Origin of the sequence: Aquiluna borgnonia (genome assembly GCF_013283855.1) — a bacterium.
Classification (GTDB): Bacteria; Actinomycetota; Actinomycetes; order Actinomycetales; family Microbacteriaceae; genus Aquiluna; species Aquiluna borgnonia.
Genome location: NZ_CP054056.1, coordinates 1,323,321 through 1,337,550, shown reverse-complemented (window position 1 = coordinate 1,337,550; position 14,230 = coordinate 1,323,321). Strand labels below are relative to the sequence as shown.

Below are 14,230 nucleotides of genomic sequence, written 5' to 3'. Positions count from 1 at the left end.
CCCCAACAATCCCCAAAAGATGTTTTAGGGTAAACGCGCCCCTAGGAGGAGAAATGGCAGCCTACTGCCAGGTCACACAGACCGGTCCGCAGTTCGGTCACAAGGTTTCGCACGCTCAGAACAAGACCAAGCGTCGTTTTGACCCGAACATTCAGAAGAAGACCTACTTCGTAGCTTCCCTCGGTCGCAAGGTGACCCTGAACGTTTCAGCACGCGGTATCAAGGTAATTGACACCCGTGGCATCGAGTCCGTAATCGCAGAGCTTCAGGCTCGCGGCGAGAAGATCTAGGAAGACATAGATGGCCAAGGATAAGGACATCCGTCCAATCATCAAGCTGAAGTCAACCGCCGGCACTGGTTTCACCTACGTGACCAAAAAGAACCGTCGCAACGACCCAGACCGCATCGTGCTGAAGAAGTACGACCCAGTAGTGCGCAAGCACGTTGAATTCCGCGAGGAGCGCTAAAAATGGCTAAGAAGTCAAAGATTGCTAAGAACGAGCAGCGCAAGGTAATCGTCGAGCGCTACGCAGAGAAGCGTGCCGCCTACAAGAAGGCCCTGGTTGACCCAACTTCGACTGCCGAGCAGCGCGAAGAGGCCCGCCTGGGTCTGCAGAAGCTTCCAAAGGACGCTAGCCCAGTGCGCGTTCGCAGCCGTGACCTAATCGATGGCCGCCCACGCGGTGTGCTCTCGAAGTTCGGCATCAGCCGTGTTCGCTTCCGCGACATGGCACACAAGGGTGAACTACCAGGTGTGACCAAGTCCAGCTGGTAACAAAAATTCAAAAGAACGCCTCGGAGAAGTTTCCGGGGCGTTTTTTGTTAGCTGGGCCAGCTAGAAATTATCTAAGTGGCTAAACCGGACGTATTAGCTCTGTCCTAGTGAGAGAACTGACCCAGGGCTCGGATCAGGTCACCAACTTTGCGATTTGCGCTGGTTTGATGGCGCAATGGAGCTTCGAGGTTGATGTTGTAGTGGTTCTTGCGACCCAGTCGCTCCTTCGTCAGGTAGCCAGCATCCACTAAGTCATTGAGCACATTCACAACTGATCTGGTGGTGATGCCAGAGATTCTTGCGAGTTCGTCCATCGTGAGCTCTGGGTCATCGCTGAGCGCAATCAAGACGTGGGCGTGGTGGGATAGAAACGTCCACTTGTCGCTCATTTACTTTTCCTACCGTTCTGCTCATCCAGCTGCGCGATTTCTTCCTCAGTGGCGCTCCCGAAAGCAAACTTCGGTTCTACTTCCGCCGGGTGGGCGGCCTGGCCCTTGGTTTTGATGAGTGAGGCAATAATCGCTATGGAGATTATTGCAATGATGAGGCTGAGCGATAACAGGGTCGGGATCTTTACCACATCGTGAAGCGCGAGTTTGATGCCAACCCAAACCAAAATGAAGGACAGACCGACTTTGAGATAGACAAATCGGTGAATTAGATCGGAGAGTAAGAAATACATTGCCCTGAGCCCAAGCAGAGCAAAGGCATTAGCGGCGAAGACGATGAAGGGTTCCTCGGTAACCGCGAAAATCGCAGGGATCGAGTCAACGGCAAAAATGATGTCGGTGAATTCAACCAGCGCCAAGACTGCGAGCAGCGGCGTTGCCATAAGAACTCCAGCCTTGCGAACAAAAAGTCGTTGTCCGTAGTAGCGGTCAGTGGTGGGAACGATTTTTTGAAACAGTTTTAGGAACTTGGATTCTGCGGGGTTGAAATGCTTATCTCGTTCAAGCAGCATCTTTACACCGGTGTAAATCAAGAATGCGGCAAATAGGTATAGCACCCAGCCAAAGCTCTTAATCAGTGCTGCTCCGGCAGCGATGAAGATTCCGCGAAATACCAGGGCGCCAATTACGCCCAGGAACAAAACCCGGTGCTGGTATTCCCTCGGAACACTGAATGCCGCAAAGATCAAGGCCCAGATAAAGACGTTATCTACAGCCAAGGATTTCTCGATTACAAAGCCCGAGAAGTACTGCTGCCCAATCTCGGGGCCAAAGTCCAACCAAAGGTAGATGCCAAAGGCAACTCCCAGGGAAACCCACAGGGTTGACCAAAGCGCAGCCTCCTTGATTGAGATCACACTGGCGTGCCGGTGCGCGAAAAGGTCAATCGCAAGCATGAGAAGAATCAGGCCTAGGGTTGCCAGCCAAAGCGTCAGAGAAACGTCCACGGTGTCCTAACTAGAAATAAATTACATGAAATTTATTTCCATAATACATCAAATAAATGTCCACTCGAGGTGCGATATCTGGAAAAACCGCGCCAGATCAAGGATTAAGGGGACACGAACTCCTCGCAACACGCCGAGTTATTAGCAATCACGCGGGGTTTAGGGCTATAGGTTGAATCCGACAATCCTGTCCACAAGAAGTCCAGGAGGACATTATGAACAAGAGCGAGCTCGTAGCAGCAGTTGCAAAGCACACTGGTGAGTCTCAGGCAGCCGTAGGCCGCGTTATCGACGCAATGTTTGACACCATCGGTGCAGCAATCAAGAAGGGTGACAAGGTCACCATTCCTGGTTACCTATCCGTAGAGAAGGGCCACCGCGCAGCACGCTCCGGTCGCAACCCTCAGACCGGCGCAACCATCCAGATTGCAGCTGCAAACACCGTCAAGGTATCTGCAGGTAGCAAGCTAAAGGCTGCAGTTAAGTAATTAGCAAAAACCTTAGGAAGCGACGCTGGGAAACCAGCGTCGCTTTCGTCTTTCTGGCTTTAGGGTTGATGGGTGAACGATAAATCTCGGGCTTATTCCTACGTTGCGGTTCAGTTTTTACTGATCGCACTACTCTTCACTTCCCCGAGGATGAGCGAGCCGTATTTTGAGCTCACAGGCGTGTTTTCCACCCTTGGGCTAATTTTCATGGGGGTCGGCGCACTGGTGCTGCTGTTGAGCTTTACTGGGCTTGGGAAGTCTTTGACCGCATCACCAATCCCCAAGGCGGATGGAGAATTGGTAACCACTGGTCTTTACTCCAGGGTGCGGCACCCGATCTACTTTGGACTTCTGATGCTTGGGTTTGGCGTGGTGCTGGATGCCGGTTACTGGCCCCAGGTTGTGATCTTGGCGTTTTTGTATTTGCTTCTGAGAATCAAGGCCCAGTTCGAGGAGGAGCTGCTGAAAAAGCGCTACCCCGACTACGAGGCCTACATGGCTCGAACCCCAAGGTTTTTCCCGAGGCTAACTAAGTGACCGGAACCAAAGCCAGATTTTTTCTGCTGGCAATTGCCGCTCTTGCACTGACCTCCATGATTGCAACCCTGGTTGCACTGGCACTTTTTGGCGGTGCTGCCCCGATGCAGTTCTCTGATCCCGGGCCGGTGGTTCGCTGGGGAACCCCGCTGGTGAAGCTGGTGATGAATCTCTCAATGGGCATTGCCATCGGGACGCTGGCGCTTTCGGCGTTTGCCGGAAATCCAGAAGAGCAGCGCAGGCTGCAGCCGGTGGCAAGCTGGGCAAGTTCGCTGTGGTTGCTTTCGGGTTCTATTTACTTTGTGATGACCTACCTATCGGCAGCAGGTGTCCCACTGAGCTACGGGCCAGAGTTTTCCTCGGGGCTGTGGCTATTTGCCACCGAGATTGAACTGGGAATGCTCCTGGCCTTCAACGTCGGTTTTGCTTTCCTGCTGAGCCTTCTGACCATCATGTTTGGCGCAGGCCGGATGACCGCTGTCAACGCTGCAATTGGAATGGCCGGGCTCTACCCGCTTGCAGAGTCTGGCCACGCGTCAAGTGACATCGGTCACGCGGTCGCGGTTAACTCGATGCTGATGCACCTGGTCGGAATCTCGGTTTGGGTTGGCGGTCTAGTTGCGCTCTTTGCGGTTTACTTTGATGATCCGGATCGCCGGAAGGCCCTGGTTAGCCGCTACTCCACCCTTGCGCTGTTTGCCTTTATTTTGGTTGCAATCTCAGGTCTAACTTCGGGATTCATCCGGCTGTATGCACCTGAGGACTTGCTCAGTGGTTACGGGCTGCTCTTGATTGCTAAGGCTGCAGTCCTGCTGGTGCTGGGTGGTTTTGGCGCCTGGCATCGCATCAACCTAATCTCCAAGATCGAGCACAAGCCAATCGGTTTCGCTTCAGTACTAGTGGTTGAGGTTGCGATTATGGGTGTAGCGGCCGGGCTTGCCACCGCCCTGGCTAGAACCGCACCCCCGCAGAATCCAGCGCAATTTACCGCGCCAACCCCAGCTCAAATCCTCACCGGAGACCCGCTGCCCCCGGAACTAACCGAGTTGAGCTGGGTGAGCGTTTGGGATGTTGACCCACTTTGGCTAACAGTCTCTATCTTGGCGATAGCGCTATATCTGAATGGTGTTCGAATTCTTCGGGCCAGGGGGGACAAGTGGTCAAATGGCCGCACGGCGTCTTGGATTGCCGGAATGCTGGTGCTGGCTTATGTGACAAGCGGAGCACCAAACGCCTACCAGGACTACCTCTTCTCGGTTCACATGGTCGGCCACATGATTCTGAGCATGATGGTGCCGGTGTTGCTGGTGCCGGGTGCCCCGGTGACGCTTTTGGCAAGAGCCCAGGCTGCCAGGACTGATGGCTCCAGGGGTTTACGCGAGTGGGTACTTTGGGCTGTCCACACCCCTTACGCCTGGTTTATCTCTCACCCGCTTTTCGCTGGCTTGAACTTCGCCCTCTCGCTCGTGATGTTTTACTACACCCCGCTGTTTCGCTGGGCGACCGAGCAGCACCTTGGTCACCAGTGGATGATTGTGCACTTTTTGATCACCGGCTACCTGTTCGTTCAGTCGCTAATCGGTGTTGATCCCCAGCCTCACAAACCACCCTTCCCCGTGAAGCTGATGCTTCTGATCGGAACCATGGCCTTCCACGCCTTCTTTGGTCTTGGTTTGATGAACGAGAAGAGTTTGCTGCTGGCGGACTGGTTTGGATCCATGGGAAGAACTTGGGGTCCAACCCCCCTGGAGGATCAGGCCATCGGCGGAGCATTTGCCTGGGGAGTTGGTGAATTGCCAACCCTGGTGATCACACTGATTGTGGTTTACCAGTGGTCTCGCACCGATGATCGGGAGCGCAAGCGCTTGGATCGAGCATCCGATCGCAGCGGCAACGAAGACATCGAGGCCTACAACAAAATGCTAGAAAACCTCAACCAGCGCAGGGAACGAAGCCGATGATAATTCAGCTGTCCCAGGAGCAGCAGGCGCTGTTTGACTACATCGAACAAACCTCGGCCCACGTTTTCGTGACCGGAAGGGCAGGAACCGGAAAGTCGACCCTGCTCTCTCACCTAACCGCAAACTCCGCCAAGTCATTTGCGGTTTGTGCGCCAACCGGGGTAGCGGCCCTAAATGTCGGCGGCGTCACCATCCACTCGCTTTTCACATTCCCCTTCGGAGTCTTGGGCGAGGTGGACATCGCCAAGCACCTGTCTCGTCGAACCCGAGAGGTCTTGAAGGCCCTGGACATGCTGGTTGTCGATGAGGTCTCGATGGTCTCGGCAGACATGATGGACGCCATGGACCGAGCCCTGCGCATCGCTCGGGGAAAGCGTTCAATTCCCTTCGGCGGAGCACAACTTGTCATGTTTGGAGACCCATACCAACTTGCTCCGGTGCCTCCGCAGGATCCAACCGAACGCGCTTATATGGCCGAGAACTACCGTTCGGGCTGGTTTTTTGATGCTCATGCCTGGCGCGAGGCAGAACTGGAGCGCTTTGAGCTCAGTGAGATATTTAGGCAGTCGGATGCCAACTTCAAGGAGATCCTCAACGCCATCCGAGACGGTTCGGTGACAAGTGAAATGCTTGATGTCATAAACCAGGCGGGAAACCGAACCCCTAATCACCCGGATGTCATCAAGCTAGCAACAATCAACCAGACCGTTAATCAGGTAAACGCATGGCGGATGTCGCTGATTGGAGCAGAGCCCAAGCTCTTCAAGGCCAGTTACACCGCAGATGCCGAAAAGATCTTCGGCAGAACCCTACCGGCGGAAGCAACTCTGGAGCTCAAAGTTGGCGCCCAAGTAATGTTCATCAAAAATGACGATGGCTCGATGCAAAAGTCTCCGACGGGCGGAACGGTTCGAAGGTGGGTAAACGGAACTATCGGGCACGTTGTTGATCTACCCAAGTCAGGCTTGGTGCTGGTGGATGTTGATGGCGAACAGTTTGAGGTTGGACCTGCGACCTGGGAAAAGGTGCGCTACGAGGTCGAGGAGGAGTTCGATGAAAACTCCGGCAAAGTGCGTGAGGTGCTAGTGCCAATTACCCTCGCTGAGTTCAAGCAGATCCCACTTCGCCTGGCCTGGGCGGTAACCATTCACAAATCTCAGGGACAAACCTACGACGAGGTTCAGATTGACATGGGTCGGGGCGCGTTCTCACCGGGTCAAACCTATGTCGCGCTCTCCAGGGTTAGGTCACTGGATGGCCTATACCTAACCAGGGCCATTAATCACGCAGATGTAATGGTGGATAAAGACGTGGTTCGATTCATGGCCGGAGCCACAATTGCTAAACCTGATCTCTCCCAGGTGCCTCAAGCCACCAGTTCAGAGCATCTGCCACCCTTCTAGACCAGTAACTCTCATGGTGACCGGTGTTTGGGTAGATTGCTGCAACTAGATTCTTGGGCTCGGTGTAGCCGCGCTCTTTCAGTTTTTCAACTGCGAGGGCGTGAAACGGCGGGTAGTTCTGGTCTAGTTCGATTGTTCCCGTGTCAGTCCAGACGCGGTGGCCACTTTCTGGCAGTCGGCCAACTAGACCCTCAACCATTCGTTTTTCGCCAAAGGGCCAGTGGGTAGAGAAGCAAATAGCAGTGCCAAAGACCTCTGGGCGCTCACCGAGAATGTAGAGCGACATCAGCCCTCCCATGCTCGAACCCATCACTGCGGTGCGCTTGATGGAATGTTGAATGCCGTAGCGCTCAAGCATGAAGGGGAGGATGGCGTCGGAGATTAGTGACACGTAGGAATCTCCAAATGGCTCACGCCCGGTGGTTTGGTAGTCAGCCGGCACGTTCTTCCAGAAGTGATCAACATCCTCGCGAACTATTTTTTCCGGGGAGAGTTCGCGCAGGCGGGTTTCATCGCTCAATCCCCAAACTCCGATGACCAGCGGCGCCTTAGCCCTTAGTCCATCCCGAATTGCCGGAATCACCTCCCAGGTGTGACCAGCGAAGGTTTCACCCAGGTCAAAAAGGTTTTTGCCATCGTGCATGACCAGCACGGGGGTTGTTTCAGATAAATCCCCCGGAACCCAAACCCTCACCCGGTGCCCATCAAATTCAAAACTATCCAGTCGACCCCCAGCTAGTTCTCGCTTCAGGATCGCTCGCTCACGCATGCCTAGGAACAGGGGGAAAGTGAAGGCCATCGCGGTTATTGAACTGAGGGCGATGTATGCCCAAACGTGCTTCATCCCCAGGCGACGACCCTCGTAGATCATGAAGATCGCTGCAGCCACCGCGACAATCAAAAGGTCTGAGGAGAGTACCCAGTCCACTGCGGTTCCAAACCAGGCCCCGACGTAATCCTGTCCGGTCATCACGGTGATGCCGTTTAGCACCCAGGCGCTGATCAGACCGAGACTTGCGATGACGAAGTAGGCGATTGAGGTCTTGCGATGTTTATTCAGCATTTAGGAATCATTTCACGAAGTGCGGAAATCTATAGTGGTAGGAAACTGAAAGATTTCAATGCACCGTCTTGGCTCATCCATCGTTCGCCACTCCAAGCTCTACCTTTTTAGCTTTGTTGGGTTGATTCTGCTCTCTAGCATCTGGGGCTTTCAAGCGTTCGGCAACCTCAAGGGTGGCGGGTATGACAATCCAAACTCTGATTCCGCCCTGGTTACCGAGATCCTGCAGAACGAATTTGGTGAGGATCCCGCAGAGGTAATCGTCCTGGTGGATTTACCATCCGAGGCCAGTGAGATTGGCCCTAATCAAGTTCCGGTCCACTTCGATCTGGTCCAAGAGCTAAGTGATGAATTTGCTGAAGTTGATGGCGTTAAGCAGGTGCTCAACTACTACACGCTGGGTATGCCACCGAGCCTGGTTTCAGAGGACGGCAAACTTATCTACGTTTTGGTTGACCTAGAGAACGACGCCAATCAATCTGAGATTGTTACCCAGCTGGTTGATCAATACACCGGGGACTTTCAGGGTGCTCAGATTCACTTCGCGGGGTTCCGCGCCGTTACAAAAGCCATCAACAACACAATTGAGTCCGATCTGATTCGGGCCGAAACCATTGCGGTCCCAATTGTCTTGCTGCTGTTAATTTTGGTGTTTGGCTCCGTGACCGCAGCGTCTTTGCCGCTGATGGTTGGTGGTCTGGCGATTGTCGGATCGTTCTTTGTGATCTGGGTTGCCAGCGGCATCACAGACGTTTCTATCTTTGCGCTAAATCTGGTCACCGGCCTGGGCCTTGGGCTGGGCATCGACTACAGCCTGCTGGTGGTAAACCGATACCGAGAGGAGCGGGCTGCGGGCAATCCGGTTCCGGAGGCAGTCGCCAACACCGTTGCCTCCGCCGGCAAGACAGTTGTGTTCTCCGGTCTCACGGTTGCAGTTGTGATGCTCTCCATGGCCTTTTTCCCGCAGTACTTCCTGCAGTCCTTTGCCCTTGCGGGTTTCGCTGTGGTCTCGATTGCAGTTATTGGAGCTATCGTCGCGCTCCCAGCCACTCTCAACCTGCTGGGCGACAGGGTCAACAGTCTCAAGGTCGGTAGGGGCGACCTTGCACCCAAGGAGCGTGGCGGCTGGGAGAAGATTGCCAGGTTCACCATGCGCAGGCCACTGCCGGTGTTGTTTGTGGCACTGCTGTTTTTAGCTTCACTTTTCTCCCTCTCATCGCAGGTTTCATTTGGGCAGGTGGATGATCGCGTGCTTCCCAAGGATTCCCCAGCCCAGGTTGCCTCAAACCTGCTGCGAGATCGCTTTGCGGGACGAGAATCTAGCCCGATCGAGATTTTGGTGCAGGGCGATTCGACCGCTATTGCCGATTACGTAGCGGAGCTGGAACTACTTCCGGATGTAGTTCGAGTCTCAGTGGTGCCGCAGGAGGAACAGACGGAATGGACCAGACTTGCTGTAATTAGCGACATTGAGCCCAGATCTCCAGCGGGCTACGACCAGATTGTTGAGATTCGGTCCCTAGAGTCAGATTTAGATCGGGTTTTGGTTGGGGGGTCGGCCGCCTACTACACCGATAGCCAGCAGGGAATTGAAAACGCACTGCCGGTTGCGACGGTGTGGATATTTGTGAGCACTCTGGTGCTGCTGTTTTTGTTCACCGGCAGCATCTTGCTCCCGATCAAGGCAATTGTCCTCAACATACTTTCGCTGGGCGCAACCCTGGGACTGGTGTCTTGGATTTTCCAAAACGGCTACCTGCAGGAGTTCATCGGTGAGTATTCGGTCACCGGCACCATAGACACATCATCGGTTGTGATGATTGGCGTTGTCGCGTTTGGGCTATCGATGGATTACGAGCTGTTTTTGCTCTCTCGCATCAAGGAGCAGCATGACGCCGGCGCAAACACGGTGAACTCGGTTGCCTACGGGCTGCAGCGCTCAGGAAGAATCATCACCGCGGCAGCGTTCATTTTGGCAGTCACCTTCGGGGCCTTCGCCTCTTCCGGGGTCTCAATCATGAAGATGCTGGGCCTTGGAATTGCGATTGCGATCCTGCTGGATGCCACCATAGTCAGGGCACTGCTGGTGCCAGCACTAATGAGGTTGTTTGGCAGTGCAAACTGGTGGGCGCCCAAATGGCTTCGGAACCTCTATGAAAAAGCTGGTCTCAGCCACTAGCGGTATTCTGTTGGGGTTCTAAGAGGTAAAAATCACTTCCACCATTCCCATCACCCAGCCGATTCGAATCCCATTCGACGGTAAATCCAAGCGCTATCGCGCTGGGATATGGTTGGCGTATCCCGGATTGTTCACCGTTATGGCGGGGGATGCCGTGCGATATTCGGTTGGCTGGACCGGTTGGGGATTGCTGGTTGTAATAGGTGTTTTGGCATCGGTAATCGGGCTTGCCCTCACCAAGCCCTGGAAGACCATACTTCGGGTTCCGCTGCCCCTGGCACTGCTTCTGGGCTTGATGGTGCTCAGTGCTATTTGGAGTAACTATCGAAACTTCACCTGGCTTGGAGTGGGTTTGCAGCTCGGAACCACATTGTTTGCGCTGTTTCTCGCCAATCAGTTTGGTTGGCGGCAGTTACTGAATATTTTTGCCAACACCATCCGGTTCATTTTGGTGAGCTCCCTGCTGTTTGAGGTTTTAGCGGGGGTTAGCGGACCTATAAAGCCGTTTTTCCCAAACTACGAGGGCGATGAGCCGCCGGCATCCTCCTACTACTGGTCTCAGGGGCAGTTGTTCGATGGTGACCGAATCCAGGGCATTACCGGCAACGCAAACCTTCTGGCCTTCACAGCAGTGCTGGGCATTTTGCTATTTCTGGTCGAATACATAGTTACCAATTCCAAAAGATCGCTGCCGCTTGCTTCACTGGCACTCGCCATCCTGATGGCGGCGCTCGCCAAGAGCGCCGGCATGACTCTGGCAATAGGTTTGGTGAGCTTTGCCGCCCTAATCGCAATTTTCGCTGAGGGTAGGCCAAAGGCGACCAGACACCTTATCTACGGCAGAAGCCTTTGGGCCCTGGCCCTGGGGGTTGTGCTGGCTCTGATTTATCGGGTTGAACTATTTGACCTACTTGGAAGATCCGCCGATGCCTCAGGTCGTTTCTATATCTGGGGTGAGGTATTGAATCTCATCTTCGAGAAACCGCTCGAGGGTTGGGGTTGGATCAGTTACTGGATTCCCGGGGTGGAGCCCTACGAGGGTTTGATCGTAATTAATTCGGTGCCGATGTATCAGGCACACAACGCATTCCTGGATGTTTGGCTGCAGCTTGGGGTGTTCGGTTTGATGCTCATGGTTTGGCTTTTGCTCCAGGGGTTCATCCGGCTCTGGGCAGTAGCGGTTCGTCACACCAATCCGCTCTACCTCTACCCGCTCTTCGCCTACCTCGTTATTGTTGCGCAGTCGCTCACTGAGTCGAGGTTGCTGATAGAAATCGGCTGGGTCTTGCTGGTGCTCCTAACGACCAAATCACGCGAGCCATTTGCTGAGCTCGAGCCGCTGGGGCGAACCCCAAAGCGCCTCAAGCTACTAAGAATTCCGGGTAGCTGGCTGCGCTCACGCTAGTTTGCGCTGGATTTGCTCCTGATAGATCTCGATGGTTTTTGCAGTCAGTCTGGATTGCAGGAGCCATGAGTTATCGAGGTGGTCCGAACGGCGGTTATTTCCACTTTGCACATCGCCGTGAGCTATGACCATGGCCTGCGCCAGGGCGGCGATAGTTGGTTCCTTTGCGACCCAGTAGTGACCAGCCTTGAGTTCCGAGGCAACTCGTTCATCGCAGCATAGCGCCGGCGTTCCAAAGGCTGCGGCTTCAAAGACCGTGAGACCCTGGGTTTCGAAACCAATTGAGGTTTGCAGCACGATGTCTGAGTCTGCGAAGGCCTGCATCATTTCCTCACGCTCAACTCGACCCACAAACGAGACTTTGTGACCAAGACGCAGGGTTCTAGCCAGGGACTTCGCTGGGGCTTCCAGGGGACCGGTTCCGTAGATGATGAGCTCGGCATCAAGATTGGCGCGCTTGAAAGCTCTGAGGGTTTGCAGCAGTCGTTTTTCCCTGAGAAACCTACCCGCCCAGATGAACCTGACGGGAGCGTTGGGAACCGGGGTTTTTCTTGCGATATTTGCAATTGAGTCATCGTCGACTCCGTTTAGCAGCACACCGACATTCTTGGCAATCCCGTGCCCCTCAATGGTTTTGGCAAAGTGGTGGCTCGGGGCAAGCACCAAATCGGCATGGGGATAGGTGAGGGCCATGTATTCCCAGCCGTTTTTTGCTTTATGTTTTGGCATGCCGGCAATCTCGCAGTACTTGGAGGCGGCGTAGTTGAAAAGTCTGGCGTTTAGCTGCTTCCCAACGATTCGCTCCAGCACAACGTCGATGTTGGTGTGGGCGTGGTGAATCAGCGGGATGTTGTATTCCCGGCTCAGGGCTAGAGCAAGGGCTGCTGCGGCAAAGTCTCCCTGCAGGTGGATGAGATCAAATTTCTCACGACTAAATACCTCTCGCGCTACCTCGAGAGCTTCCTCCATGTCCCACACGGCTGAGTATTCGCCGTTGGGGCTGAGCCTGCGGGAGGGCAAAACCACGGTGTCGTCATCCGGGAGGGCGTTGGCTGACTTAGGGGCAAAAACAGTAGAACTGACGCCAGCCCTGGTTAGGTATTTGCGTTGCAGCCTGACCGAGGTTTGCATGCCGCCAAGGCTCATTGGGTGGAGATCTATGAAGATCGCTATGTGCAAGAAGTCACCTTTGCTGTTTGCCCCTAGGAATGCTAGCAACGGATAAGCCTTACCGGTTGTCCACAGCCCGCGGTTCGACCGTTGTCAACTACTTTTATTTGGTTTATGATGCGTACGTATATACGTACGTAAGGACTCCTCATGATGACCAATTTGACGGCCTTTAGGCAGAACCTGTATCAGCATGTCCGAGATGTTTTAGCAGACGAGACGTCAGGTATTACCATCACCACCAAAGGTGGTGCGGTTGAGCTGGTCAACGCGTTGGAACTTAACTCTCTCAGAGAGTTCCATCACCTCTTTGCCTCGCCCGCTAACGCCAAGCGACTACTGGAATCGCTTGATAGAACGTCTAAGGGTGAATTCCGACAGGTGAGTTTGGAGGAGCTAAAGACGCTGGTTGGTGAGTGAAGCCAAAACTTGCCTTCGATCCAGGGGCATGGGATGAATACCTGTTTTGGGTGGCCCAGGATAAAAAAGTTGCCAACCGAATAAACCGGCTGCTGGAGGAAGTCCTCCGCACACCCCGAGCAGGCAGCGGCAAACCAGAGCAACTCAAAGGCTTTTCCCAGGAGGTCTGGTCTCGGCGGATAACGCTGGAACATCGATTAGTTTACGTTCTGCAGGATGATTTGGTTATCGTGCAGTCCTGCCGATTTCACTATTAAGAGCACAAGGCCCCGGTTTCCCGGGGCCTTGGCTACTTTGGTTCTAGTTATGCAGCCTTGTTGCCTAGACCCTTAGCCACGAGGACCAGTAGGGCGGTGACAACGGTACCGATTGCGATTGCTAGCACGTAGGTGAACCAGTCGCTAACCAGTGGGAACACGAAGATTCCACCGTGAGGTGCGCGTAGCTCGTTGCCGAATAGGGCAACCAGTGCACCGGTTAGACCGGAACCGATCATGATCGATGGGATAACGCGAACTGGGTCAGCAGCAGCGAATGGAATCGCACCCTCAGAGATGAAGGACGCACCCAAAAGCCAAGCTGCCTTGCCGTTCTCCTGCTCGGACTCGCTGAATGCCTTCTTACGCAGGTTGGTAGCAAGAGCTAGACCTAGCGGAGGAGTCATACCAGCAGCCATAACAATTGCCATGATCTGGAACTCAGTTGCTGAAACTGCAGCACCTGCGGTTGCAAGACCGGTAACGGCGAAGGTGTAGGCAACCTTGTTAACTGGGCCACCCATGTCGAATGCCATCATCAAACCAAGGATTAGACCTAGGACTGCAAGTGCGCCACCCGAGAGACCGTTCAGCCATGAGGTTAGACCGGTGATTAGAGCGGAGACTGGAGCCTTGAGGACCAACACCATGGCTAGACCAGTGATCAGCGATGCTAGAAGAGGGATAACCACAACTGGCATAACTGGGCGGATCCAGTTTGGAACGCTCCAGCGGCTGATCCACAGGGCAACGCCACCGGCGATGAAACCACCGAGGATTGCGCCGAGGAAGCCGGTGCCGGTTCCCAGTGGGTTTCCGTCTAGACCGGTAGCAAGAGCACCGGCAACGAATCCTGGAACCAGACCTGGGCGGTCAGCAATTGCATACGCGATGTAGGCAGCTAGAACTGGAACGAAGAATGCGAATGCAGCCTTACCGAACCAGAAGATAACGAATGCCCAGTAACCGATGTTTAGAACGTCGTAGTCACCAGCAATCTGCATCTTCTCTGCGTCATATGCGTGGATGCCGTCAGTTCCAAACCCGATTGCACCGAGCAGGAATCCGAGGGCGATAAGAATTCCACCTGCTGCAACAAATGGAATCATGTATGAAACACCGGTCATCAGCCACTGACGAACCTTGGTGCCTGTGCTTACGTTACTCACTATGGG

General features: G+C 54.2%; 16 protein-coding genes. 11 read left to right on the top strand and 5 right to left on the bottom strand.

Annotated elements, in window-relative coordinates:
• Positions 1 to 53: 53 nt before the first annotated feature.
• From rpmB to rpsN, 3 genes are read left to right on the top strand one after another with little or no spacing between them, the layout of a single operon-like run.
• A complete protein-coding gene (gene rpmB / locus HRU87_RS06940) occupies positions 54 to 290 on the top strand; it encodes a 50S ribosomal protein L28 (RefSeq protein ID WP_173494172.1) in 237 nt (78 codons plus the stop codon).
• A 10-nt stretch (positions 291 to 300) separates the two neighbouring features.
• Entirely contained in the window at positions 301 to 468 is a 168-nt protein-coding gene (gene rpmG / locus HRU87_RS06935) for a 50S ribosomal protein L33 (RefSeq protein ID WP_173494171.1), read from the top strand.
• Positions 469 to 470: 2 nt separating this feature from the next.
• Positions 471 to 776: a 30S ribosomal protein S14 gene (rpsN, locus tag HRU87_RS06930; protein ID WP_173494170.1), complete on the top strand. Its 306-nt coding sequence runs from the start codon at positions 471 to 473 to the stop codon at positions 774 to 776.
• Positions 777 to 880: 104 nt separating this feature from the next.
• On the opposite strand, the gene HRU87_RS06925 is transcribed toward rpsN, so the two are convergent.
• Positions 881 to 1,165, bottom strand: coding sequence for a helix-turn-helix transcriptional regulator (locus HRU87_RS06925; RefSeq protein WP_173494169.1), 285 nt, complete (start codon positions 1,163 to 1,165; stop codon positions 881 to 883).
• Positions 1,162 to 2,172, bottom strand: a complete 1,011-nt coding sequence (locus HRU87_RS06920; protein WP_173494168.1) for a TerC family protein — start codon at positions 2,170 to 2,172, stop codon at positions 1,162 to 1,164. The genes HRU87_RS06925 and HRU87_RS06920 overlap by 4 nt, the downstream gene beginning before the upstream one ends.
• A 215-nt stretch (positions 2,173 to 2,387) precedes the next feature.
• On the opposite strand from HRU87_RS06920, the gene HRU87_RS06915 reads away from it, so the two are divergent.
• From HRU87_RS06915 to HRU87_RS06900, 4 genes are all read left to right on the top strand, one after another.
• On the top strand, positions 2,388 to 2,660 hold the full coding sequence (locus tag HRU87_RS06915) for an HU family DNA-binding protein (protein ID WP_173494167.1): 273 nt from the start codon (positions 2,388 to 2,390) through the stop codon (positions 2,658 to 2,660).
• A 72-nt stretch (positions 2,661 to 2,732) separates the two neighbouring features.
• Positions 2,733 to 3,197, top strand: coding sequence for a methyltransferase family protein (locus tag HRU87_RS06910; protein ID WP_173494166.1), 465 nt, complete (start codon positions 2,733 to 2,735; stop codon positions 3,195 to 3,197).
• Positions 3,194 to 5,158: a bifunctional copper resistance protein CopD/cytochrome c oxidase assembly protein gene (locus tag HRU87_RS06905; protein WP_173494165.1), complete on the top strand. Its 1,965-nt coding sequence runs from the start codon at positions 3,194 to 3,196 to the stop codon at positions 5,156 to 5,158. The genes HRU87_RS06910 and HRU87_RS06905 overlap by 4 nt, the downstream gene beginning before the upstream one ends.
• Positions 5,155 to 6,561, top strand: a complete 1,407-nt coding sequence (locus HRU87_RS06900) for an ATP-dependent DNA helicase (RefSeq protein WP_173494164.1) — start codon at positions 5,155 to 5,157, stop codon at positions 6,559 to 6,561. The genes HRU87_RS06905 and HRU87_RS06900 overlap by 4 nt, the downstream gene beginning before the upstream one ends.
• Here HRU87_RS06900 and HRU87_RS06895 read toward each other — a convergent pair.
• Positions 6,500 to 7,624: a DUF2834 domain-containing protein gene (locus tag HRU87_RS06895; RefSeq protein ID WP_173494163.1), complete on the bottom strand. Its 1,125-nt coding sequence runs from the start codon at positions 7,622 to 7,624 to the stop codon at positions 6,500 to 6,502. The genes HRU87_RS06900 and HRU87_RS06895 overlap by 62 nt on opposite strands.
• A 58-nt stretch (positions 7,625 to 7,682) precedes the next feature.
• Between HRU87_RS06895 and HRU87_RS06890 the strand changes: the two genes are divergently transcribed.
• Together HRU87_RS06890 and HRU87_RS06885 are read left to right on the top strand one after the other, a co-directional pair.
• A complete protein-coding gene (locus HRU87_RS06890; RefSeq protein WP_173494162.1) occupies positions 7,683 to 9,803 on the top strand; it encodes an MMPL family transporter in 2,121 nt (706 codons plus the stop codon).
• A gap of 127 nt (positions 9,804 to 9,930) precedes the next feature.
• A complete protein-coding gene (locus HRU87_RS06885) occupies positions 9,931 to 11,208 on the top strand; it encodes an O-antigen ligase family protein (RefSeq protein ID WP_173494161.1) in 1,278 nt (425 codons plus the stop codon).
• Here the strand turns inward: HRU87_RS06885 and HRU87_RS06880 are convergent.
• Positions 11,200 to 12,426, bottom strand: coding sequence for a glycosyltransferase (locus HRU87_RS06880; RefSeq protein ID WP_173494160.1), 1,227 nt, complete (start codon positions 12,424 to 12,426; stop codon positions 11,200 to 11,202). The genes HRU87_RS06885 and HRU87_RS06880 overlap by 9 nt on opposite strands.
• A gap of 102 nt (positions 12,427 to 12,528) precedes the next feature.
• Here HRU87_RS06880 and HRU87_RS06875 point away from each other — a divergent pair, with 102 nt between their 5' ends.
• Both HRU87_RS06875 and HRU87_RS06870 read left to right on the top strand, forming a co-directional pair.
• Positions 12,529 to 12,798 carry a type II toxin-antitoxin system Phd/YefM family antitoxin gene (locus HRU87_RS06875; protein WP_173494159.1) on the top strand — a complete coding sequence of 90 codons (270 nt, stop codon included), beginning with the start codon at positions 12,529 to 12,531 and terminating at the stop codon, positions 12,796 to 12,798.
• Positions 12,795 to 13,055 carry a Txe/YoeB family addiction module toxin gene (locus HRU87_RS06870; RefSeq protein ID WP_173494158.1) on the top strand — a complete coding sequence of 87 codons (261 nt, stop codon included), beginning with the start codon at positions 12,795 to 12,797 and terminating at the stop codon, positions 13,053 to 13,055. Before HRU87_RS06875 ends, HRU87_RS06870 begins: the two co-directional genes overlap by 4 nt.
• A 47-nt stretch (positions 13,056 to 13,102) precedes the next feature.
• Here HRU87_RS06870 and HRU87_RS07220 read toward each other — a convergent pair whose 3' ends face one another.
• On the bottom strand, positions 13,103 to 14,224 hold the full coding sequence (locus tag HRU87_RS07220; protein ID WP_343035103.1) for a PTS fructose transporter subunit IIC: 1,122 nt from the start codon (positions 14,222 to 14,224) through the stop codon (positions 13,103 to 13,105).
• Positions 14,225 to 14,230: the final 6 nt, after the last annotated feature.

Excerpts from the sequence above, each read along its gene's own strand:
- rpsN (WP_173494170.1), top strand. The coding sequence starts at position 471 with ATGGCTAAGAAGTCAAAGATTGCTAAGAACGAGCAGCGCAAGGTAATC.
- HRU87_RS06890 (WP_173494162.1), top strand. The coding sequence starts at position 7,683 with ATGCACCGTCTTGGCTCATCCATCGTTCGCCACTCCAAGCTCTACCTT.
- HRU87_RS06875 (WP_173494159.1), top strand. The coding sequence starts at position 12,529 with ATGATGACCAATTTGACGGCCTTTAGGCAGAACCTGTATCAGCATGTC.
- HRU87_RS06900 (WP_173494164.1), top strand. The coding sequence starts at position 5,155 with ATGATAATTCAGCTGTCCCAGGAGCAGCAGGCGCTGTTTGACTACATC.
- HRU87_RS06915 (WP_173494167.1), top strand. The coding sequence starts at position 2,388 with ATGAACAAGAGCGAGCTCGTAGCAGCAGTTGCAAAGCACACTGGTGAG.
- rpmG (WP_173494171.1), top strand. The coding sequence starts at position 301 with ATGGCCAAGGATAAGGACATCCGTCCAATCATCAAGCTGAAGTCAACC.
- HRU87_RS06925 (WP_173494169.1), bottom strand. The coding sequence starts at position 1,165 with ATGAGCGACAAGTGGACGTTTCTATCCCACCACGCCCACGTCTTGATT.
- HRU87_RS06895 (WP_173494163.1), bottom strand. The coding sequence starts at position 7,624 with ATGCTGAATAAACATCGCAAGACCTCAATCGCCTACTTCGTCATCGCA.
- rpmB (WP_173494172.1), top strand. The coding sequence starts at position 54 with ATGGCAGCCTACTGCCAGGTCACACAGACCGGTCCGCAGTTCGGTCAC.